Raw genomic sequence first — 24721 nt, forward strand, 5'->3', positions numbered from 1 at the left:
AGATATAAGCTTCATTAATATATATGTGTTAAGTGATTAAAATATTGACTTATAAATAATATTTATTTGACCTAAAACTTATTTTTAATTACCTTCACACCTAATATGGGATTAATGCCTATACCTTCACAAAAAATAATAACGATGAATTTGAGGCAATGATATGTTATATAACCAGCATCATGAAAAAGATAACTGCGGATTTGGTTTAATTGCTCACATTGAAGGGCAACCAAGTCACAAAGTGGTGCGTACCGCAATTCACGGACTTGCTCGCATGCAACACCGTGGTGCCATATTATCGGATGGTAAAACCGGTGATGGCTGTGGTCTTTTAATGCAAAAACCAGATCGATTTTTCCGATTAGTCGCCGAGGACGCAGGTTGGCGCTTAGCAGCTAATTATGCCGTTGGCATGCTATTTTTAAGTCAAGATGAAACAGAAGCGCAAGCTAGCCGTAAAATTGTCGAAGAAGAGCTAGCAGAAGAAACCTTATATGTTTTAGGTTGGCGAGAAGTACCAATTGATAAAAGTGTGCTTGGTGAAATTGCACTCTCATCACTACCAAGAATTGAGCAAGTATTTGTCAATGCACCTGCCGGCTGGACCAAAATCGATTTAGAACGTCGCTTGTATATGGTACGCCGTCGTATTGAAAAACGAGTACAAGATGATACGTTTTATGTCTGTAGCTTTTCAAATCAGGTTAATATCTATAAAGGCTTATGTATGCCAAAAGATTTACCTCGATTCTATTTAGATTTGGCAGATATTCGTATGGAAACAGCAATCTGTTTATTCCATCAACGTTTCTCAACCAATACTGTACCGCGTTGGCCACTTGCTCAACCTTTTAGACATTTAGCCCATAATGGTGAGATCAATACTATTGAAGGTAATCGGCAATGGGCAAAAGCGCGATCTTACAAATTTAAAACACCATTGATTCCAGATTTACAAGATGCGGCACCATTTGTTAATGTCACCGGTTCTGATTCAAGCTCGCTAGATAATATGCTGGAACTATTTTTAGTCGGTGGTATGGATATTGTCCGTGCGATGCGTTTACTAGTACCACCAGCATGGCAAAACAATCCAGATATGAATGAGGATTTACGAGCTTTCTTTGATTTTAACTCCATGCATATGGAACCATGGGACGGGCCTGCTGGTATCGTTATGTCAGATGGTCGTTATGCTGCGTGTAACTTAGACCGTAATGGTTTACGTCCTGCTCGTTATGTTATTACTACAGATAAACTCATCACTTGTGCTTCAGAAATCGGTATTTGGGACTATCAACCAGATGAAGTCGTCACCAAAGGGCGAGTTGGTCCGGGCGAATTACTGGTAATTGATACTGAAGAAGGTCGCATTTTACAATCTTCAGAAACCGATAATGATTTACAAAAACGTCATCCATATAAAGAATGGATGACTAAAAATGTAAAACGTCTGATCCCATTTGAAGATCTTCCTGATGATGATATCGGTTCTCGTGATTATGATGATACATTACTTGCAACTTACCAAAAACAATTTGGTTATAGTGCCGAAGAGCTCGACCAATGTATTCGAGTTCTAGGTGAAAACGGTCAAGAAGCAACTGGCTCAATGGGCGATGATACACCATTTGCCGTGTTATCAAGTCGTCCCCGATTAATTTATGACTACTTCCGACAAAAATTTGCTCAGGTAACCAATCCACCAATAGATCCATTACGCGAAGCACATGTCATGTCGCTGTCGACTAGTATCGGTCGTGAGATGAATGTATTTGCCGAAGCAGAAGGTCAGGCACATCGGGTTGCATTTAAATATCCAGTATTGGTTCATTCTGATTTTAAACAATTAACTACTTTAGAATCACGTTATTACAAATCAGAAACGCTTGATATCACATATGAAATTGACGGTAGTTTACGTGACGCAATTGAACAATTATGTGGTGATGCCGAAGCAAAAGTACGTGCAGGAACAGTATTACTGATTTTATCAGATAGAAATATTGCTCCTGATCGTTTACCAATTCCTGCGCCAATGGCGGTCGGTGCTGTACAACAACGTTTAGTGGAAAAGAACTTGCGCTGTGATGCCAATATCATTGTTGAAACAGCAAGTTGTCGAGATCCACATCAATTCGCTGTGTTACTTGGCTTTGGTGCAACAGCAATCTATCCATATTTAGCCTATGAAACCCTAGCTCAAATGGTAGATAATGGAACTGTGAATAAGTCTTATCGAGAAGCAATTCTTAATTATCGCAATGGCATTAACAAAGGCTTATACAAAATCATGTCCAAAATGGGCATTTCAACAGTTGCCTCTTACCGCTGTTCTAAACTATTTGAAGCCGTAGGTCTAAATGAAGAAGTGGTTGAACTTTGTTTCCAAGGAGTAACTAGCCGTATTAGTGGTGCCAATTTTGATGATTTCGCTCAAGATCAGTTCAATCTTTCTAAGAAAGCATGGCTACGGCGTAAACCATTAGAACAAGGTGGCTTGTTGAAATTTGTGCATGGCGGTGAATACCATGCTTACAATCCTGATGTAGTACAATCACTACAAAAAGCGGTAAATAATGGTAATTATGAAGATTATAAGCGCTATGTAGATATCGTAAATAATCGACCAGCTGCAACCTTACGAGATCTGTTAAAACTCAATCCACCTGAAAATGCAGCTATCACACTTGATCAGGTGGAACCAGAAGAGTCATTATTTAAACGATTTGACTCGGCAGCTATGTCAATTGGTGCATTAAGTCCAGAAGCGCATGAATCATTAGCCGAAGCAATGAACACCTTAGGTGGCTTTTCTAACTCAGGTGAAGGCGGAGAAGATCCTGCTCGTTATAACACAATCAAAGTATCACGTATTAAACAAGTTGCCTCTGGCCGATTTGGTGTAACACCAGGTTATTTAATGAGTGCTGATGTTATTCAAATTAAAGTCGCTCAAGGAGCAAAACCGGGCGAAGGTGGTCAATTACCTGGTGATAAAGTGACTCCTTATATTGCAAAATTACGTTTTTCTGTACCAGGTGTGACATTAATTTCACCGCCACCGCATCATGATATCTATTCAATTGAAGACTTAGCGCAATTGATTTTTGACCTAAAACAGATTAATCCAACCGCAATGATTTCGGTTAAGTTAGTTTCTGAACCGGGAGTAGGTACTATCGCAACCGGTGTTGCCAAAGCCTATGCTGATTTAATCACTATTTCAGGTTACGACGGCGGTACTGGAGCCAGTCCGTTAACTTCGGTTAAATATGCTGGATCACCATGGGAGCTAGGTTTAGTTGAGACCCAACAATCATTAGTTGCTAATGGTTTACGTCACAAAATACGCTTACAAGTTGACGGTGGCCTAAAAACTGGTGCAGATATTGTTAAAGCGGCAATTTTAGGTGCTGAAAGCTTTGGTTTTGGTACTGGACCAATGGTTGCATTGGGTTGTAAATACCTCCGTATTTGTCATCTTAATAACTGTGCAACCGGCGTTGCAACTCAAGATGAGAAGTTACGTAGTGATCATTATCATGGTCTACCAGAAAAAGCGATGAACTATTTCCGTTTTATTGCACGTAATACTCGTGAAGTTATGGCTGAACTAGGCGTTAGTCGAATCGTTGATTTAATCGGTCGTACAGATTTACTTCTTGAACTTGATGGCATTACTGCAAAACAACAGAAACTGGATCTATCAAGCTTGCTTGAAACGGCAACCCCAATAGAAGGTAAACCGGTTCACTGTATTGAAGACAATAAACCGTTTGATAAAGGTGTGCTGAATAAAGAGATTATAACCCAAGCACAACAAACAGTGGATAATCGTCAAAGTAAAAGCTTCTACTTTGACATTCAAAATACTGATCGTTCTGTTGGTACAACTTTATCTGGTTATATTGCTAAAAAATATGGCGATCAAGGTTTAGTCACATCCCCTATATCCTTGAATTTCAACGGTACTGCAGGACAAAGCTTTGGTGTATGGAATGCAGGAGGTGTTGATTTAACGCTGACTGGCGATGCCAACGACTATGTTGGTAAAGGCATGGCTGGCGGTCGTATTGTCATCCGTCCACCACAAGGTTCGGCATTTTTAAGCCATGAAGCGACCATTGCAGGTAATACCTGTTTATATGGTGCCACTGGTGGTAAATTATTTGCTGCTGGCCGAGCAGGTGAACGTTTTGCAGTACGTAACTCAGGCGCTATAAGTGTGGTTGAAGGCATTGGTGATAATGGCTGTGAATATATGACTGGCGGTATTGTCTGTGTTTTAGGTAAAACAGGCGTTAACTTTGGTGCTGGTATGACCGGTGGTTTTGCTTATATTTTAGATACTGATGGCGATTTACATAAGCGAATCAATAAAGAGTTGGTCGAAATGTTAGATGTTGCTGACTATTCAATTCATGAAGAACACTTACGTGGTTTAATTATGGAGCACGCACAACTCACCCATTCAACTTGGGCTGAAGAAATATTAGCTAATTGGGAAGATTTTGCTAAACAATTTGTATTAGTTAAACCAAAATCTAGCGATGTTAAAGCATTATTAGGTCACCGTAGTCGCTCAACAGCTGAACTACGTGTTCAGGCACAGTAAGGAGAAAACACGATATGAGTCAAAATGTTTATCAGTTTATCGATTTACAACGTGTCGATCCGCCTAAAAAATCGCTAAACATTCGTAAAATTGAATTTGTAGAAATTTATGAAGGCTTTTCAGCTTCGCAATCTCAAGCACAGGCAGATCGTTGCCTTGCTTGTGGTAACCCTTATTGTGAATGGCGCTGCCCAGTCCATAATTACATTCCAAATTGGTTAAAATTGGTCAATGAAGGGAAAATTTTAGAGGCTGTTGAATTATCTCACCAAACTAATAGTTTACCTGAGGTATGTGGTCGAGTTTGTCCACAAGATCGCCTGTGTGAAGGATCTTGTACCTTAAATGCTGAATTTGGTGCCGTAACCATCGGTAATATTGAACGTTATATTACTGATGAAGCATTCAAAATGGGCTGGAAACCAAACTTATCTAATGTTGAAAAAACCGGCTTAAGAGTCGCAATAATCGGCGCGGGCCCAGCAGGTCTTGCTTGTGCTGATGTATTAGTTCGTAATGGTATTACACCCGTCGTTTTCGATCGCCATCCAGAAATTGGTGGTTTATTAACTTTCGGTATCCCTGCCTTCAAATTAGACAAAGAAGTCTTAATTAATCGTAGACGCATCTTTACCGAAATGGGGATTGAATTCCGTCTAAATACTGAAGTCGGCAAAACCGTACAATTAGCTGATCTTATCAATGAATTTGATGCTATCTTTGTCGGTGCGGGTACTTATCAATCAATGCGTGCAGGGCTTGAAAATGAAGATGCTAATGGCGTTTATGATGCATTACCATTCTTAATTACCAATACTAAGCATATTATGCAACATCAACAAACCGAAGATACTCCATATATAGACATGAAAAATAAACGTGTCGTGGTCTTAGGTGGTGGAGATACCGCAATGGATTGTGTTCGAACTTCTATCCGTCAGGGTGCAACTGAAGTAACTTGCGCCTATCGTCGTGACGAAGCTAACATGCCGGGATCTAAACGTGAAGTAAAAAATGCTAAAGAAGAAGGCGTACAATTCCAATTTAATGTGCAACCTCTTAGTATAGAAATCAATAATGGCGGCCAAGTTACTGGGGTAAAAATGGTCAGAACCGAGCTTGGTGAACCAGATGTAAAAGGCCGTCGTTCACCAGTGATTGTCGAAGGTTCAGAATTTGTACTTCCCGCTGATGCGGTAGTTATGGCATTTGGTTTTAAACCACATGCTATGCCATGGTTAGCTGAGCATGGTGTTGATTTTGATGATAGAGGTAGAATAATAGCACCAGAAATCAAAGGATACCAAACCACCAATGCCAAAATCTTTGCTGGCGGTGATGCGGTACGCGGTTCTGATTTAGTCGTTACGGCAATTAGTGAAGGGCGTAAAGCTGCTGAAGGAATCTTGGATTACTTAGAAGTGTAATCACTAATCATTGTTTAAAAAATCAAACCCGCTTCAATACAAGCGGGTTTTTTAATGGCAAAGAAATTTATTTCAGTGATAGTTCAGTTTCGACAATAAAATAGATATCACTGTTAAGACAGCTCTGCATCCACTATCACTTGTTCATTGCCAGTTTCGTCAATTAATATAATTGATAACCAGTCAATGCCGTCACAAAGTAGTTGTTGCCAAGCTATTTTTCGCCCATCAAGCAATATTACATTACCTTGTTCATCAAACTCATAAAGTTCTTTTTCTGAATCATAGTCAATACTATAACCAATTGTTAATTTTATTTTGACGATGGAACATTAAATTTTTCAAGTAATCTATTCGCTTTTTCTTCATCAGAATGACTATCACAAAACATTGCGTTATAACCATGTTCAGTTTCATCAAATAGTAATATTTTTTCTTTACTGTTAGTAGATTTTGCAACAATTTTAATATTTGCGAAAGACGGTTCTACCCCTGTAATATAACCATTTTCTAATTCACCATAATAATAGATGTCAAACCATTGCTCTTTAGTTGATGACTGAAGAGAAAAAGATGTTACCCCATTGGACTCATCTTCGATAATGTCCATAGCATATTGAGTTAGATGGGATGGTATTTTCATATTATTTCCAGCAATGCTTAATTATCTGCGTATACGATAAGGTTCATCCATGGCTACAAAAGATTGTTCTTGCAATGCATCTGCTATCCAATCTTTCACACCTTTAGTTTTACAAATAGTATCAATATAATCGCTAAGAACTGAACTTGTTGCTATATGATAATTTTTTAGTCTTAAACATAAAGGGGCATAAAATCCATCAGCTATACTAAAATCACCAAACAAATAGTCACCATCTGAATTTTTTGAAGTTAATAACGAAGATAATAGCTCATCTAAAAACATGATTTCTTTTTTTACATCTTGGTGATCTCGTAAAATTATTTGTCCTATTTCCGGTAATTGTGCCTCAATATTCATTGGCAAATAATTTCGAATAGCTTGAAATCCAGAATGCATTTTTGCCACTAAACTTCGAGCAATTGCCCTCTTTTTGCTATCAGTCGGCCATAGTGCTAAATCATTGTGCTTTTCAGCCAAATATTCACAAATAGCTAAAGAATCGCTTATTACTAGATCATCATCAATGAGAATTGGTACCGTGCCATATTTTGAAACTGAGAACATCGTTCTTTTGAACAAAGAATCATCAGCAAAACTATCAAATTTAATTAGCTTTTCGTTAAAAGGAATATCAAAATATTTTAATACAACCCAAGGTCGCATAGACCATGTTGAGTAGTTTTTATTACCAATATAAAGTGTATAGTTCATACTTAGAACTCCTTTTAACAAAATTTATTAAAGTCGGAAAACTTATCTGTTTAGCAACTTTTTTTAATCATATTTATTGCAAATGTGATTTATAGATAAACTAAATTGGTACCTTTTTCTGGTTGAAAAACTGCTTTGCCAAATTCATCTAGAAAATAAGCGATATGATCAGTTTTATCGCCTAATAAACGCCCTTTTACTTTATTCCATGTTAATAATGCTATGGTCGAATCAGGTTCACAGCAAATTAACATTGGTTGTTCTAATTCTTGATTCCAATAAAACTGACCACCATATAATTTATGTGCAGTTAATAATAAATAACAGCCATATTCTTGTGAAATCATATTGAGTTGTTCTTCAGGAAGACCAAAGCTTTTATCTGCCATTTCACCAATAATCATTTCAATAACAGTAATACTCTTTTCCGAGTAATCTAATTGATTAATACTCCAAGTTGGGCTATGTAAAATAGCATTTTGAGACCAAGCCTCTATTTCTTGATATAATTCATTTTTTTGTTCAGTCATTTTTATTTACTTCGCTAGATGATTTTTCTGTTTGCTTGACAATTTGCCATGCATCTTCCATTTCTTCAAGTGTTGCATCAACTAAATTGCGATTTTTTTGCTTTAGTAGCAATTCAACTTGTTTAAATCGCCTAATAAATTTGTTATTAGCATTTTGTAAGCATAACTCTGATTTAACTTTTAGATGTCTTGCCAAATTGACGGTAGCAAACAACAGGTCGCCCATTTCTTCTGCAACTTTTGATTGCTCAATAGTTGATTGTGCCAATTCTTGTTCAACTTCATTAAGTTCTTCTTTAACTTTAGCTATAACTGGTTGTAGTTCAGTCCAATCAAATCCAACTGATTCACAACGTTTTTGGATTTTTTCAGCCTTCATTAATGCCGGAATAGCATTGGGGATATCATCTAATAGCGAATATTGCTCCCGCTTATCACGTTCTTGTTGTTTAAGCTGTTCCCAATTTGGTTTACTCATATTATTTGAAAAAATATGCGGATGACGGCTTATCAATTTATCAGTCACTGATTGACAAATATCATCAAAATTAAACAAACCTTGTTCGTTGGCTAAATCCGCATAAAACACAATCTGAAACAGTAGGTCACCCAGTTCACTTTTAAGTTCAACCATATCTTGTCTATCAATTGCATCTAAGACTTCATAGGTCTCTTCTAAAGTATAGGATTTTAACGAGTCAAAAGTTTGTTTGCTGTCCCATTCACAGCCATCAATAGGGTTGCGCAACTTTTTAGTAATATCCTGCAATCGTTTTAATTCGCTTAACATTTTTCTCACAATTGATTAATGATTAAGAATATAACCAGCATAGCATAATTATTCAGTTACTAATCTTTAATATGGATATTTTGCTTAAATTTTAATGTTTAAAATAAAAGTAGCTTGCAGTGAATAAACCGATGAAAAGAAGCTAAATCTGAGCTTAATCGTAGATTTTATAGCAGATAAAGCATAATTAAGTATATAATAACAGGCTATCAATTTAACTTTAATATATAGGTAGTATGAATAATTTACGAGAACTTACACTACGCGGTACCATTCTTGGTGCTTTAATTACTATCGTCTTTACAGCCTCCAATGTCTATTTAGGCTTGAAAGTCGGATTAACTTTTTCATCAGCCATTCCTGCCGCCGTCATTTCCATGGCTATTTTACGATTATTTTCAGGATCGACAATTTTAGAAAATAATATGGTGCAAACTCAAGCTTCTGCTGCTGGAACTTTATCATCTGTCATTTTCGTTATGCCTGGTTTATTAATGATGGGATATTGGAGTAATTTTCCTTTCTGGTTAACTTTTGCGGTTTGCGCTGCTGGCGGCATGTTAGGAGTATTATTTTCTATACCATTACGTCATGTTATGGTAGTAAAAAGTGATTTACCTTATCCAGAAGGTGTCGCTGCTGCTGAAATATTAAAAGCCGGTTCGAAAACTGACGATAAAGAAGCAAATGATGGATTAAAGGATATTGTATTTGGCGGTATTATTGCCTCTACAGTGAGCTTATTTACTAATGGATTTCGTTTATTGTCTGATAGTACTGCTTATTGGTTTACAGGTGGTAAATCGATATTTCAGATCCCAATGGGATTTTCATTAGCGTTACTCAGCGCTGGCTACCTAATTGGTATTATTTCAGGAATTGCGGTATTAATCGGAACCATTATAGCTTGGGGATTTGGTATTCCAATCCTAAGTGCGCTAACAGATTATGATACCTCGCAACCTTTATCTAAAATAGCAATGGGAATGTGGGCAACAGATATTCGTTTTATCGGTGCAGGTACCATAGCAATTGCTGCAGTCTGGACATTACTGACTTTAATCAAACCAGTTATTGAGGGTTTAAAAACATCATTAAAAACACTTCGCTCTGATATTTCTGTAAATGATATTGAGCGAACAGATAGAGATTTGTCGCCAAAAACAATTTTTATCATTATGGCTGGCATGCTAATTATCTTAGTTGCAACCTTTCACTCTTTTATTTCTGATAGCGGTTTATCAACTGGTATTGCTTGGTTACTAGTAATTTGTGCAGTTTTATTTGCATTTATTATGGGATTTTTAGTTGCAGCTGCCTGTGGTTACATGGCTGGTTTAGTTGGTTCTTCAGCCAGTCCTATATCAGGTATTGCCATTGTTGCCGCTATTGCTATTTCACTAATATTACTTGGCTTAAGTGAAACACATGGTATGTTATCCTCTGTCGAAGGAACTGACTTTATCACTGCATTAGCCCTATTTACAACTAGTGTTGTGCTATCAATTGCATGTATTTCAAATGATAATTTACAAGATTTGAAAACAGGTTATTTAGTTCATGCCACGCCATGGCGACAACAAGTAGCCCTTTTAATTGGTTGTGTTGTCGGTGCTATTGTCATTGCCCCTATTCTTGAAATACTCTATAACGCTTATGGTTTTACTGGTGCGGTTCCTCGTACAAATATGGATCCTACCCAAGTATTAGCCGCGCCTCAAGCAACTTTGATGACGACCATTGCTAAAGGAATTTTTTCTCATAATCTAGATTGGACAATGATCTTGATAGGTTTAGCTGTAGGCGCAACAGTTATTATCATTGACCTAATTTTAGCCAAAAAGAAAACTAAATTCCGTCTACCTGCTTTAGCTATCGGATTAGGTATTTACTTACCACCAAGTATTACATTGGCTATATTTACTGGTTCATTATTATCATGGATAGTAAAACGTCAAGCATATGCAAAAGCACAAAAACTAAATTTAGATCCAGAAATTGAGTTCAAAAAAGTAGACCGTAAAGCGTCTTTAATTGCATCAGGCTTAATCGTCGGTGAAAGCTTAGTTGGTGTTATACTTGCCATTGTGATTGTTATTAGCATCACTAATGGTGGTGGAGATGCACCTCTGGCAATATTCCCTGACTTAGGCGATATGTCTCAATATTTAGGATTATTTGTTTTCATTACGATCTGTTGTCTTATTATTCGCAGATCTTTGTCAGCACTTAAACGATAATATAATTATGATGCCCTTTATCAGAATACTGATAAAGGGTATTTATGACTATTTAAGGTTACTACCTAAATTAAGTGTTAAAGCAATATTCATCGAGGTTTGATAAAGATTTGCTTCTGCCATTGCCGGTTCTAGCACTTCCGACAAAGTCGCAACTTTGCTTAAAATACTAAACATGGCATTAATACCATAAGGATAAATGGTTTCGGCCTTGTCACCCAAACTACCAACAATAGCAATTACTGGTTTTTGGTATTTTTTGGCAATACTAGCAACCCCTACTGGTACTTTACCATTGATACTCTGATGATCTAATCGTCCTTCACCGGTAATAACTAAATCTGCATTAGAAATAAGCTTATCTAGATTTAGTGCTTCAGTAATAATTTCAATTCCAGGTCTTAATTTAGCATTCATAAATGCTAATAAAGCAGCCCCCATTCCACCAGCAGCTCCCGTCCCTGGGGTAAATTCAATATCCATATTAAAGCTACGTTTTATTACTTGAGCAAAATGTTTCAAATTTTTATCAAGTAAACGAACATCGTCTTGTGTTGCGCCTTTTTGCGGACCAAATATAAATGAAGCTCCATTCGCACCAGTCAAAGGATTAGTAACATCACAAGCAACTTCGAAATCACAGAATTTAATTCTGTGGTCAATTTCACTGATGTCAATTTTATCAAGCTCGCTTAATGAAGCACCACCATAACCAATTTGATTACCGGCTTTATCAAGAAGCTTAACACCTAGAGCCTGTAACATGCCAGCGCCACCATCATTGGTAGCACTCCCACCAATACCAATAATAAATTTTTTACAACCTTTATCTAGTGCATCTTTGATTAATTCTCCAGTACCATATGAAGTCGTGATTTTCGCATCTCGTTTATTAACTGGAACTCGTTCAAGTCCGCTTGCCGCGGCCATTTCAATTACAGCTGTTTGTCCATCTCCTGAAATACCATAAAAAGCCAAACCTTTTTCACCTAATGGGTCGGTAATCGATACTGTGATTTTATTACCATCTAATGCATCAACCATCGCATCAACAGTACCTTCACCACCATCAGCAACCGGAATCAAAAAGTATTCAGCCTGTGGGTATACGTTTAAAAATCCATTTTTAATTATATTAGCTACCTCAATAGCACTCAGGCTTTCTTTAAAAGAATCAGGAGCAATGACAATTTTCATATCTATCCTTATGCAATTAGTCAAAGTATTGAGTATGTCGCCATACTCAATCTTAACCTTATTATTTAATTTCTATTTTTGCTAAAGACTCATAGTAACGTGCTAATGCACTATGATCACAATCACCCAAACCATCAGTTTTTAGGGCTTGCATCATTTCCATCACAGATGCAGTTAATGGCAATGATGTGCCAACACCATGAGAAGTATCTAAAGCATTTTGTAAATCTTTGATATGTAAATCAATTCTGAAGCCAGGTTTAAAATTACGATTTAAAACCATTGGCGCTTTAGCATCTAGTACAGTACTTCCAGCTAATCCACCGCGAATTGCTTGATAAACTAACTCTGGATTTACACCAGCTTTAGTTGCTAAAACTAATGCTTCTGACATAGCCGCAATGTTCAAAGCAACAATGACTTGATTTGCTAATTTAGTTACATTACCAGCACCAATTTCACCGGTGTAAACCACTGAGCCTGCCATGGCTTTCATGATGTCATAATGTTTATCAAAGATAGCTTTATCACCACCTACCATGACCGATAAAGTACCATCAATTGCTTTAGGTTCACCACCACTCACTGGCGCATCTAACATTGCCAATCCTTTTTTAACGACTTCATCATGAATTTCACGACTTGCCAGCGGTGCAATTGAACTCATATCAATAATCGTAGTACCTGGTTTAGCACCATCAATTATTCCATCCTCACCTAATACAACCTCTTTTACATGAGGCGAATTTGGTAACATAGTAATAATCACATCACAAAGTTTAGCGACTTCTTTAGCATTTACGGCACTTTGTGCCCCTGCAGCTACTACTTCGTCTACTGCAGATTGATTCTTATCACAAACTACTAATGAATAACCTGCTTTTAACAGGTTTTTGCTCATCGGTTTACCCATAATACCTAAACCAATAAAACCAACTTTCATTTTACTCTCCTTTTTTTACGACTAAAATAGTATTCGTTACTTTAAAAATTTATCTGCTAATGCTTGAGTTGAACTTCTTAACAAACCAAGATCATTACCTACAGCAACGAATGTTGCCCCCATTTCTATATAATGATGAGCATCAGCTTCAATCGGCGCCAAAATACCGCACGCTTTACCTTGTGCTTTAGCAACCTCAAAAACATGTTTTATCGCTGCTTGCACTTCAGGATGTTTCGGATTGCCAAAATGACCCAGTGAAGCAGAAAGATCACTTGGTCCAACAAAAATACCATCAATACCATCAACTGCAGTTATTTCCTCAACATTATCAACTGCTTGTTGAGTTTCAATTTGTACCATAACACAAATATTTTGATTAATTTTAGTAAAATAATCAGTAATAGTGCCAAAGCCATTACTACGATGAGAGACAGAAACACCTCTTACGCCCTCAGGTGGATAGCGGGTATAAGCTACTGCTGATTTGGCTTGTTCTACCGTTTCTACATATGGAATTAAGAAGTTATAAAATCCAATATCAAGTAATCGTTTAATTAAAACTTGATCATTCCAAGCTGGACGAACTACTGGCGCACTAGTACTATCTTTTAATGCCATCAATTGCGGTACAAAGGTGGTAACATCATTAATCGCATGCTCACCGTCCAGTAATAACCAATCAAAACCAGCTAAACCAAGTATTTCTGTTGAAATTGGATTTCCTAAAGCAGCCCAACAACCAATAAGTTTTTTACGTTCTAACATGTCTTGCTTAAATTGGTTGTGGCAAGTTATTTTTTTCATAATTTACCTTTTAAATTCTCAAGTTAATTTTGACAACAATAATTCAATTATCTAACCAAACATGGTTTTTTATTATCAAACTGCCAACCAGGAATTAAATATTGCATGGCCATTGCATCATTTCGATTACCAAGACCCATTTTCTTAAATAACTCATGAGCTTTCATTACTTGATCCATATCAATTTCAATGCCTAATCCTGGTTTTTCAGGCACCTTAATTTTACCATTGATAATTTGTAATGGTTCTTTAGTTAAACGTTGGTTACCTTCCTGCCAAATCCAATGAGTATCGAGCGCAGTTGGATTGCCTGGCGCTGCGGCACCTACGTGAGTGAACATAGCTAAAGAGATATCAAAATGGTTATTAGAATGTGAACCCCATGTTAAACCAAATTCATGACACATTTGCGCAACACGAACTGAGCCATTCATGGTCCAAAAGTGTGGATCAGCCAATGGAATATCAACAGATTGTAACGATAATGTATGTCCCATTTGACGCCAATCAGTTGCAATCATATTGGTAGCAGTCGGTAAACCGGTGGCCCGGCGAAATTCAGCCATCACTTCTCGTCCTGAATAACCTTGTTCCGCACCACAAGGGTCCTCTGCATAAGCCAAAGTATTTTTCAAATATTTACCTATACGAATCGCTTCCTCTAATAGCCATCCTCCGTTAGGGTCAAGTGTTACTCGAGCTTCTGGGAATTTCTTTTTAATTGCTATTACCGCTTCTGCTTCATCTTCTGCTGATAAAACACCGCCTTTTAATTTGAAATCACGAAAGCCATATTTTTCATAAGTAGCTTCAGCCAATTGGGCAATTTTTTCAGGCGTTAGTGCTTCTTCATGTCGTAAGCGATACCAATCGCATTTTTCATCATTTTGGCTTTGATAAGGTAGATCTGTTTTGTTGCGATCACCGACATAAAATAAGTATCCTAACATTTCCACTTCATCACGTTGTTGACCATCGCCAAGTAATGATGCTACGGTAACGCCTAAATGTTTACCAAGTAAATCTAGCATTGCCGCTTCAATCGCAGTAACAACGTGAATTGTTGAACGTTGATCAAATGTCTGATTGCCTCGGCCACCGACATCACGATCAGCAAATTGAAGGCGCACTCGATTCATCACATTTTTATATTGACCAATAGATTGACCAACAACTAATGGTTTAGCATCTTCTAATGTTTTAGTAACCGTTCCGACGCACGGTACTTCGCCGACACCAATGTTGCCTGAGTTATCTTTCAGGATAACAATATTCCGAGTAAAATACGGTGAATGTGCACCACTTAAATTAAGTAGCATACTGTCATATCCAGCGACCGGATAAACATTCATTTCCGTTATAATTGGCGTTGATAAACTCATAATATTAACCTCTTAAATTTCTTCTATTTTTCTAATTCTGTTTTAACGAACCATGCAAGGTCGTTTACGATCAAACTGCCAACCAGGTATTAAATACTGCATTGCAATTGCATCATTACGTGCGCCATTTGCTAATTTTTTATGTAATTCATGAGCATTCATAATTTGTTGCATATCTAATTCAATGCCTAATCCTGGTTTATCATGCAGTTTAATTTTGCCATTACTTATTTCTAATGGATTTTTAGTCAATCTGGCCTGTCCTTCCTGCCATATCCAATGAGTATCAAGTGCGGTTGGATTGCCTGGTGCTGATGCGCCAACATGGCTAAACATCGCTAAAGAGATATCAAAATGATTATTAGAATGGCAACCCCAAGTTAATCCCCATTCATGACAAAGCTGAGCAACCCGACTTGCACCAGTTAAAGTCCAAAAATGCGGATCTGCTAAAGGTATATCAACGGCTTGTAGCATAATTGAGTGACACATTTCTCGCCAATTTGTTGCAACCATATTCGTTGCTGTTGGTAGACCTGTGGCACGACGAAATTCTGCCATTACTTCACGTCCGGAATAACCATTCTCTGCACCACAAGGGTCTTCTGCATAAGTCAGGACATGGTTAAGCCCTTTACATAATTGTATAGCATCTTCCAATAACCAACCGCCATTAGGATCTAAAGTAATTCGAGCATCTGAAAAACGTTTTTTTAGCTCTGTGACGGTTTCAATCTCTTTTTCACCAGCTAATACACCACCTTTCATTTTGAAATCTTTAAAACCATAGCGATCTTTTGCTACTTCAGCTAATTCTATTACCGACTGTACTGTCATCGCTTCACGGCGTCGAATGTTGTACCATTCATGACCGTTTTTGAGTGGCTGGTCATAAGGTAGATCAGTTTTCTTATCATCGCCAATATAAAACAAATAGCCTAAAACAGTTACTTCATCTCTTTGTTTGCCACCACCCAATAGTTCAGCCACAGGCACATTTAAAAATTGCCCCATTAAATCTAATAGTGCTGATTCTAAAGCTGCAACAGCATTAACCCGTAGTTCAAATGTCCATGCACCTTTACCAAAAGTATCATAATCAGAATCTAAATAGCCTTGATGCATATCATTTACGATACGATTAAGAATCGAAATAGGTCTACCTTCAACATGTGCACAAGCTTCCTTCAATGCATTTTCAATTGTTGAACCACCAGGAGCCTCACCCACCCCAACATGACCAGAGCTATCCGTTAATATAACAATATTACGGGTAAAGTATGGACCATGAGCGCCGCCAATGTTCATCAACATACTGTCGTAACCGGCAACAGGTATAACTTGCATTGAAGTAATAATTGGCACTGATTGAGTATTCATATTACGATTCTCCATTTCATAAATTTGTTTTACTATTATTTAGTCTTTTTTCTTTAATTCCATTCGTTTAATTGGACCAACAAGGACTAAATAACTAAAAGCAGCAACAAACGCATGACCGGCAACAAATACTAATGCCCATTCAAAACGCCCTGTCCATGCCACAATATAACCAATAATAATTGGAGAAATGATACTTGATGCATTACCAAACATATTGAATAAACCACCAGCTAGACCACTCATCTCTTTTGGTGCTGTATCGGCCATTACTGCCCAACCTAACGCACCAACACCTTTGCCGAAGAAAGCCATCGACATAAATAAAATAACTAGTCCAATTGAATCAACGTAATTACACATGATCATAGTCATTGAAAATAACATGCCTAAAATGATTGGTGTTTTACGGGCTATTGATAAAGAATTGGTTTTGCGCATAATGAAATCAGAAATAACCCCACCACTAATTCCACCAATAAAGCCACAAATAGCAGGAACTGCAGCAGCAAAGCCTACTTCTTTAATATTCATTCCACGTTGTGTTGCTAAATAAATAGGGAACCAAGTAATAAAGAAGAATGTTAAACAGTTAATACAATATTGACCTAAATAAACACCAAGCAACATTCTATTGGTCAATAATTGCCATAAATAACCTAATTTTGGACCTTCTTGTTTACCATTGTCTTTTTTCTGATCCATATCAACTAAAGCACCACCCTCAACGATATAATCAACTTCAGCTTGATTAGCTAAAGGATGATCTTTCGGGTTGCGAATAACAAACAAAGTAACAGCACTGACAAAAATACCCAATCCTCCCATAAAGAAGAATACTGATTGCCAACCATACTCATGAGTCAACCAACCCATAATTGGTGCAAAAATGACGGTTGCAAAATATTGTGCAGAGTTAAAAATAGCTACTGCTGTTGCTCTTTCTTTAGCTGGAAACCAAGCGGCGGTTATACGGCTGTTTCCTGGGAATGAAGGTGCTTCGGCAAGTCCCATTAAAAAACGGAAGGTAAAAAGCATAATTAGTGCCCAAGCACCAATAAAAAAGTGTACAGTCCCTTGTAATAGAGTAAAAATAGACCAAAATAGAATACTTAAAAAATAAACTCGTTTAGAACCGAATCTATCTAGTAACCATCCTCCTGGTAATTGTCCTATTACGTAAGCAATACCAAATGAAGACATAACCCATCCCATGGCTGCGGCATCAAATCCTAATTCCCCTGACATTGCTTTTCCGGCTATACCTAATGTTGCTCTATCGCCGTAATTAATAGCTGTAACTATAAATAAAAAAACGACCGTCATCCATCTGGCGTTAGTCCTTTTTTGTTTGGTTTTGTTTATTTCCATGTTTAGCTCCTAAACTTATAATTTCTTAAATCTAATTATTAAATATAAAAGGTATAGCTGAAGTAGAAAATAAATAGACTTTTTTACGTTTCTAAGATAATCCACTAATAGTAAATAAGTATGGAGGGTTCACCATAAAAATTCATTGGTTAAAACCACAAAAAATAAGCACAAATTACATTTATTTATATGCAAATACACAAATTAATGTTACGTTCTTCACAAAAAATCACTAAAACGGCAAAATTTTGTGATACAAAACGACTTTTATGGGGATTTTTATGATATTTTGCAGATTTATGAGCCGATAATTGTGAACATGCACAATGCTATTTATTTTATTCAGATTTAAGATATAACAAATAAATTATGAGAAATGTTATAAAATTTAATTTGCTATTAATTAATATATAAAAAGTTAATTAGCATAATGGGAGTTGAGTAATGGAGAAGCAAATTAATAAGCCGCTCTTTATCAAAATCAAAGAAATTGATAATGTTGCGATTGTTGTCAATAATAATGGATTACCCAAAGGTACGATTTTTGACAATGGATTACAATTAATTGAAGATGTACCACAAGGGCATAAAGTTGCATTAAGTGATATCAACCAAGGACAAGCGATAATACGCTATGGAGAAACAATTGGTTATGCCAAAACCGATATTAAACAGGGTTGTTGGATAAATGAAGCGGTAACATTAATGCCGACCGCACCAGAATTACATGAGTTAGAAATAGCAACTAAAAAAGCGGATCCATTACCACCTTTAGAAGGTTATACTTTTGAAGGCTACCGCAATAAAGATGGTTCTGTAGGCACTAGGAATATACTTGGTATTACCATGAGTGTTAATTGTGTTTCAGGCGTTGTTGAATATGTTGCCAAAATCATTGAACGTGATTTATTACCAAAATATCCTAATGTAGATGGCGTCGTGCCACTAACCCATTTATATGGTTGTGGTGTAGCCATTGACGCTCCAGCAGCAATTGTACCAATTCGTTCTATTCATAACTTAGCTAAGAATCCTAATTTCGGTGGCGAAATTATGGTCATCAGTTTAGGATGTGAAAAGTTACAACCAGAGAGACTACTTAAAGGTACTCACGATACCATTCCGATAAAATTAGAAGATGATGACCTTGTTACTTTACAAGATGAACATGGATTTAAAGCCATGGTTGATCATATTTTGCGTGTGGCAGAAAAACACTTACAACGTTTAAATCAACGTAAACGTGAAACAGTACCTGCATCAGAATTAATCGTCGGAATGCAATGTGGTGGTAGTGATGCATTTTCAGGTGTTACCTCAAATCCATCAGTAGGCTTTGCTTCTGATTTATTAGTAAGATGTGGTGCAACCGTTATGTTTTCTGAAGTAACAGAAGTCCGTGATGGTATTCATTTGCTGACACCAAGAGCAGCTGATGAAGAAGTCGGTAAAGCACTAATTCGAGAAATGCAATGGTATGATGAATATCTTGCGGCAGGAAAAGTTGATCGTAGTGCCAATACTACACCCGGCAATAAGAAAGGTGGCTTAAATAATATAGTTGAAAAAGCAATGGGATCTATTGCAAAATCCGGCACAAGTCCGATTATTGAAGTGTTATCTCCTGGTCAAAGACCTACCAAAAAAGGCTTAATTTTTGCTGCAACGCCAGCTAGTGATTTTGTTTGTGGAGCTCAACAAGTTGCATCAGGTATTACCTTACAAGTTTTCACTACTGGTCGCGGAACACCTTATGGATTAGCGATGGTACCTGTGATTAAAATGTCTAGCCGTAATATTGTCGCAGAACAATGGTTCGACCTTATTGATATTAGTGCTGGAGATATTGCTTTAGGTGAAGCAACTATTGAGGATATTGGTTGGCGGCTTTTCCATTTAATCCTAGATGTGGCTAGTGGGCGCAAACAACCATGGTCAGATCATTGGAAATTATACAATCCACTAGCTATTTTTAATCCGGCGCCAGTGACCTAAAAAAATAAAATAAATATATAATTAATTGCGATTCTAAATACACTTTGATTATTAAAAAATAAAAAGTGTATTTGGAATTTATTCGTTTCTGTCCAATTGTGAGCCAATATATAATAATAAACGATCGTCAAATTTGGCTAGATTTAAACCAGTTAAATTAGCAATTTTATTTAATCGATATTCTAATGTATTGCGGTGAATAAACAGCTCATTGGCTGTATCACCATTTTGTACATTATTCTTAAACCATGTTTGCAATGTTTTTTGCAATACGCCATTATTATCACCCATCCTTAACTTCTTCAAAGGTAATAATAATTCTTCAGCTTGCCAATCATAACTTAAACCATGTAATAAAACGGGAAGAATAAGTTCTTGGTAATAATAATTACGGATATTCGGCATTCTTTGCTTACCAATTAACATAGTTGTTTTAGCTGTTTGATAAGATTTAACTAATGGATAAGGATGTTGTTCAAAATAGTTACCCAATGAAATTCGAATGTCTAAATGAGTAGAATCTTTGATTGTAATCACTAATTGTTCTAATTTCCTTTTGTGCTCCGATAGATCCCAGCGTCCATAACGATTTAAAGCCGGAATTAAAATAACTAACTCAGTAATGGATTTAATGGCTACTAAATTATGTTGGCTTACATGTTGTATTTGATTTTGTAGATGTTGTAACTCGCTCATTGCAGTATCAATGCCTAATTGGCCACTATCCACTTCAATCATGCATACTACCCGTGGTAACTGCAAATTAATATCTAATCGTTTAACCCATTGAACCATACTTTCAGGCAAAACTTCTTTTTCAATTAAAGTAAGAATTAATTCTTCTTTTAGACGATTATCATAAGATAATTCTTGTAATAATTGGGTTTGTTCCATCATCATTTCTGCTGACATACAAACCAATTCACCAAATTGCCGAATATCTGATGGTTCACCAGTTAAACCAATAACGCCAACGATGCGATCATTAAGTTTTAATGGTAAATTGATACCCGGTTTAACGCCTTTCAGACGTTTAACCATTGTGCCATCAATTGAAACAGTCCTTTTTTGCGATATAGCCAGTATTGCACCTTCATGTAATTCCCCAATACGTTCTAAATCACCACTGCCAATAATACAACCATCTGCATTCATTACATTGATATTACAATCAATAATTTTCATGGTTCTTTCAACGATCTGTTGGGCAATTTTAGGGGTTAGGCAATAAGAAGTCATTACCATGTTAAATTTCCTATTATCATTTTGCATACGCTTTATTTTTTGTTAGCATAACACATTTTATATTGAATCATAGGTGACTTCGTCATGATAGTGTTTGATTCTATCCAAATTCGTAGGGGTATTAATCTACTTTTAGATAATGCATCTGCAACAATAAATCCTAAACAGAAAGTTGGATTAGTCGGTAAAAATGGCTGTGGTAAGTCCACTCTTTTTTCATTAATTAAAGGTGAAATTCAAACTGATGCCGGCAGTGTTTCTATTCCTGCACAATGGCAATTAGCATGGGTAAATCAAGAAACTCCAGCATTAGATACAGCCGCTATCGAATATGTTATTGATGGTGATCGTGAGTTTCGAAAATTAGAGCAAGATTTAGAGATTGCTTACGAAAAAAATAATGGTGAGCAAATTGCGCTTATCCATGAAAAACTTGATAATATTGATGCTTGGACTATCCGCTCTCGAGCAGCAACATTATTGCATGGTTTAGGTTTTTCCAATGAACAATTAACGTTACCAGTTAAATCGTACTCTGGTGGTTGGCGTATGCGACTGAATTTAGCGCAAGCGTTAATGTGCCGTTCTGATTTACTTCTTCTTGATGAACCAACCAACCATCTTGATTTAGATGCCGTGATGTGGTTAGAAAAATGGTTAAGTAATTATCAAGGTACACTTATTTTAATTTCACATGACCGTGATTTCTTAGATCCTTTGGTTAATAAAATTATTCACATTGAACAAAAGAAATTATTTGAGTATACCGGTAACTATTCATCATTTGAAACACAACGCTCAGCAAAACTGGCTCAGCAACAATCAATGTATGAAAGCCAGCAACTTAAAGTTGCACATTTACAAAGCTATATTGATCGTTTTAGGGCTAAAGCAACTAAGGCTAAACAAGCTCAAAGCCGAATAAAAATGTTAGAAAGAATGGAATTAATTGCACCAGCACATGTCGATAATCCATTTCACTTTAAATTTAGACAACCTGAATTCTTACCAAGTCCTTTATTAACGATGGAAAATATCGTTGCCGGCTATGGTGACAAAATTGTATTAGAACAGATTAAACTTAATTTAGTTCCAGGTTCTCGCATAGGTTTATTAGGTCGTAATGGTGCTGGTAAATCAACACTCATCAAGTTATTGGCAGGTGAATTACCGCCAATGCAAGGTCAAGTTGGCTTGGCTAAAGGGGTACAACTTGGCTATTTTGCTCAACACCAATTAGAATATTTACGAGCAGATGAATCAGCTTTATGGCATTTAAAACAACTTGCTGAGCCGAAAAATACCGAACAAGAATTACGTAATTATTTAGGAGGTTTTGATTTTCATGGTGATAAAGTTAGTGAACCAGTAAAAACATTTTCTGGTGGAGAAAAGGCTCGATTAGTTTTAGCGTTAATTGTTTGGCAAAAACCAAATTTACTGTTGCTCGATGAACCAACAAACCACTTAGATTTAGATATGCGACAAGCATTGACTGAAGCATTAATCGATTTTGAAGGTGCATTAGTTGTGGTCTCGCATGATAGGCATTTATTACGTTCTACTACTGATGAGTTTTACTTAGTTCATGATCATAAAGTCGAACCTTTTAATGGCGATCTTGATGATTATCATAAATGGCTTACGGAAGAACAGAAAGCAGAAAATCAACCGCAAGAAATAAATAAGCCAATAAAAAAGGAAAGTTTACCTAAAGTTTCAGCTCAAGAACGTAAAGAGCAAAAACGCAAAGATGCTGAGGCTCGAGCACAATTACAGCCACTTAAAAAGCAGTTACAAAAAGAAGAGAAAATTATTGCTCGATTAAATGATCAATTAAAAATTATTGAAGAGCAATTAGCGGATCCCGATCTTTACGGTTCAGATAAAAAAACAGAACTTACGCAGTTGCTGCTCAATCAAAGTAATTTAAAAGCAGAATTAGATGCAGCAGAGTCAAATTGGTTTGATTTACAACAACAGTTAGAAGAATTTGCAGCTGAGTAATAATAATTCAATAAAATTTATTTGCTTAAAATAAAAAAACACAGAGTATAAACTCTGTGTTTTTTATAAATATTGTGCAGTAAACTGTTAAGTTTTTAGCTTTTTTCTACTTGGCTAAAATCAAGTTCAACTGGAGTAGAACGACCAAAAATAGAAACCGATACTTTTAAGCGGCTTTTTTCATAATCCACTTCTTCAACTACACCATTGAAGTCAGCAAATGGACCTTCGTTAACCCGAACAAGTTCACCTGGCTCAAATAGTGTTTTAGGACGCGGTTTATCACCAACTTGCTGTAGACGATTCATAATTGCATCAACTTCACGTTGGCTAATTGGTGCTGGTCTATCTGATGTTCCACCAATGAATCCCATTGTTCTTGGTACACTTTTAACTAAATGCCAGGTTGCATCGTTCATCATCATTTCAACTAAAACATAACCTGGGAAAAATTTACGTTCGCTTTTACGGCGTTGTCCACTTTTCATTTCAACAACTTCTTCGGTTGGCACTAAAACTTCCCCAAAAGAATCTTCCATATTATGTAATTTAATATATTCACGTAATGATTGTGCAACACGTGCTTCATAGCCAGAATAAGCTTGGATCACATACCAGCGTTTTTGTTGTGTTTCACTCATATTAACGCCCTATTGAAGTTAAATAAAAAATGATTGAACGGAACAAAGAATCCATTCCCCAAAGCGCAGTACCAACAATAACAGTAATGACAGCGATTAATAAGGTTGTTTGTACGGTCTCTTTACGAGTAGGCCATACAACTTTTCTAAGTTCTTTTCGTGATTCTTGCAGAAATGTTATAAACAATTTTCCTTTAGCGGTTGTAAATGCAATAAATAAGGTTAAAAGCGAAACCACAACAACTGCAATAATTCGAACAATGGCATTTGGCTGATATATATCATTAGGTAAAGAGAAATAATAATTTCCCCAAACAATTAACGCAATTAATACTAGAACCAAAAACCATTTAAATTTGTCTAGAACAGTACTTGTATCTTGACTCTCGTTACTTACTAGCATATAAAACCTATAATTATGTTATTTATAATATTATCCATTTTCCAAAATGCTCTTTCTCTAAAAACATTTTGCTAAACAGACTAGGTAAGAAAGGGTATCAAAAGATACCCTTTCTATGATCGAGATTGCTGAAATTATTTAATAACCTTAGCAACAACACCAGCACCAACAGTACGACCACCTTCACGAATAGCGAAACGTAAGCCGTCTGCCATTGCGATTGGGTGAATTAATGATACTGTCATTTTGATGTTATCACCTGGCATTACCATTTCTACGCCTTCTGGTAATTCAATAGTACCTGTTACGTCTGTTGTACGGAAGTAGAACTGTGGACGGTAACCTTTGAAGAATGGAGTATGACGACCACCTTCATCTTTACTTA

20 protein-coding genes are annotated in these 24721 nt (G+C 36.6%); 5 read left to right on the forward strand and 15 right to left on the reverse strand.

Going from position 1 to position 24721, the window contains the following annotated elements; translation table 11 throughout:
- Positions 1–163 precede the first annotated feature (163 nt).
- Together gltB and B6D18_RS09000 are read left to right on the forward strand one after the other, a co-directional pair.
- Positions 164–4621, forward strand: a complete 4458-nt coding sequence (gene gltB / locus B6D18_RS08995; RefSeq protein ID WP_086364147.1) for a glutamate synthase large subunit — start codon at positions 164–166, stop codon at positions 4619–4621.
- Positions 4622–4635: 14 nt separating this feature from the next.
- A complete protein-coding gene (locus tag B6D18_RS09000) occupies positions 4636–6048 on the forward strand; it encodes an FAD-dependent oxidoreductase (RefSeq protein WP_086364148.1) in 1413 nt (470 codons plus the stop codon).
- A gap of 113 nt (positions 6049–6161) precedes the next feature.
- Here the strand turns inward: B6D18_RS09000 and B6D18_RS12910 are convergent, their stop codons facing one another.
- The 5 genes from B6D18_RS12910 to mazG form a co-directional block, all read right to left on the reverse strand.
- Positions 6162–6284: a hypothetical protein gene (locus B6D18_RS12910; RefSeq protein ID WP_256363487.1), complete on the reverse strand. Its 123-nt coding sequence runs from the start codon at positions 6282–6284 to the stop codon at positions 6162–6164.
- Between the two features lie 77 nt (positions 6285–6361).
- On the reverse strand, positions 6362–6691 hold the full coding sequence (locus B6D18_RS09005) for a hypothetical protein (RefSeq protein WP_086364149.1): 330 nt from the start codon (positions 6689–6691) through the stop codon (positions 6362–6364).
- A 21-nt stretch (positions 6692–6712) separates the two neighbouring features.
- Positions 6713–7405, reverse strand: coding sequence for a glutathione S-transferase family protein (locus B6D18_RS09010; RefSeq protein ID WP_086364150.1), 693 nt, complete (start codon positions 7403–7405; stop codon positions 6713–6715).
- Positions 7406–7494: 89 nt separating this feature from the next.
- The gene (locus tag B6D18_RS09015; RefSeq protein ID WP_086364151.1) at positions 7495–7935 is read right to left on the reverse strand and encodes a hypothetical protein; all 441 of its coding nucleotides are present in this window, start codon (positions 7933–7935) and stop codon (positions 7495–7497) included.
- The gene (gene mazG, locus B6D18_RS09020; protein ID WP_086364152.1) at positions 7928–8725 is read right to left on the reverse strand and encodes a nucleoside triphosphate pyrophosphohydrolase; all 798 of its coding nucleotides are present in this window, start codon (positions 8723–8725) and stop codon (positions 7928–7930) included. The genes B6D18_RS09015 and mazG overlap by 8 nt, the downstream gene beginning before the upstream one ends.
- 236 nt (positions 8726–8961) lie before the next feature.
- On the opposite strand from mazG, the gene B6D18_RS09025 reads away from it, so the two are divergent.
- Entirely contained in the window at positions 8962–10965 is a 2004-nt protein-coding gene (locus B6D18_RS09025) for an OPT family oligopeptide transporter (protein WP_086364153.1), read from the forward strand.
- A 48-nt stretch (positions 10966–11013) separates the two neighbouring features.
- Here B6D18_RS09025 and B6D18_RS09030 read toward each other — a convergent pair whose 3' ends face one another.
- From B6D18_RS09030 to B6D18_RS09055, 6 genes are all read right to left on the reverse strand, one after another.
- On the reverse strand, positions 11014–12162 hold the full coding sequence (locus B6D18_RS09030; protein ID WP_086364154.1) for a glycerate kinase: 1149 nt from the start codon (positions 12160–12162) through the stop codon (positions 11014–11016).
- Positions 12163–12223: 61 nt separating this feature from the next.
- Entirely contained in the window at positions 12224–13105 is an 882-nt protein-coding gene (gene garR / locus B6D18_RS09035; protein WP_086364155.1) for a 2-hydroxy-3-oxopropionate reductase, read from the reverse strand.
- A 36-nt stretch (positions 13106–13141) separates the two neighbouring features.
- Positions 13142–13912, reverse strand: coding sequence for a 2-dehydro-3-deoxyglucarate aldolase (gene garL / locus B6D18_RS09040; RefSeq protein ID WP_086364156.1), 771 nt, complete (start codon positions 13910–13912; stop codon positions 13142–13144).
- 47 nt (positions 13913–13959) lie between these two features.
- On the reverse strand, positions 13960–15294 hold the full coding sequence (gene gudD, locus B6D18_RS09045; protein ID WP_086364157.1) for a glucarate dehydratase: 1335 nt from the start codon (positions 15292–15294) through the stop codon (positions 13960–13962).
- Between the two features lie 42 nt (positions 15295–15336).
- Positions 15337–16674, reverse strand: a complete 1338-nt coding sequence (locus B6D18_RS09050) for an enolase C-terminal domain-like protein (RefSeq protein ID WP_086364158.1) — start codon at positions 16672–16674, stop codon at positions 15337–15339.
- A 39-nt stretch (positions 16675–16713) separates the two neighbouring features.
- Positions 16714–18045, reverse strand: coding sequence for an MFS transporter (locus B6D18_RS09055; RefSeq protein ID WP_034900846.1), 1332 nt, complete (start codon positions 18043–18045; stop codon positions 16714–16716).
- 456 nt (positions 18046–18501) lie between these two features.
- Between B6D18_RS09055 and garD the strand changes: the two genes are divergently transcribed.
- On the forward strand, positions 18502–20040 hold the full coding sequence (gene garD / locus B6D18_RS09060) for a galactarate dehydratase (RefSeq protein WP_086364161.1): 1539 nt from the start codon (positions 18502–18504) through the stop codon (positions 20038–20040).
- A gap of 78 nt (positions 20041–20118) precedes the next feature.
- Here the strand turns inward: garD and B6D18_RS09065 are convergent, their stop codons facing one another.
- Entirely contained in the window at positions 20119–21279 is a 1161-nt protein-coding gene (locus B6D18_RS09065) for a sugar diacid recognition domain-containing protein (RefSeq protein WP_086364162.1), read from the reverse strand.
- A gap of 90 nt (positions 21280–21369) precedes the next feature.
- Between B6D18_RS09065 and B6D18_RS09070 the strand changes: the two genes are divergently transcribed.
- On the forward strand, positions 21370–23292 hold the full coding sequence (locus B6D18_RS09070; protein WP_086364159.1) for an ABC transporter ATP-binding protein: 1923 nt from the start codon (positions 21370–21372) through the stop codon (positions 23290–23292).
- A gap of 95 nt (positions 23293–23387) precedes the next feature.
- Here B6D18_RS09070 and nusG read toward each other — a convergent pair whose 3' ends face one another.
- The 3 genes from nusG to B6D18_RS09085 form a co-directional block, all read right to left on the reverse strand.
- Positions 23388–23933, reverse strand: a complete 546-nt coding sequence (nusG, locus tag B6D18_RS09075) for a transcription termination/antitermination protein NusG (protein ID WP_065602493.1) — start codon at positions 23931–23933, stop codon at positions 23388–23390.
- A 1-nt stretch (position 23934) separates the two neighbouring features.
- A complete protein-coding gene (secE, locus tag B6D18_RS09080) occupies positions 23935–24336 on the reverse strand; it encodes a preprotein translocase subunit SecE (protein ID WP_086364160.1) in 402 nt (133 codons plus the stop codon).
- Between the two features lie 134 nt (positions 24337–24470).
- Positions 24471–24721: elongation factor Tu (locus tag B6D18_RS09085; RefSeq protein WP_086363562.1), on the reverse strand; the 251-nt coding region annotated here is incomplete at its 5' end.

It is taken from the genome of Gilliamella sp. A7, from assembly GCF_002142015.1.
GTDB lineage: Bacteria > Pseudomonadota > Gammaproteobacteria > Enterobacterales > Orbaceae > Gilliamella > Gilliamella apis_A.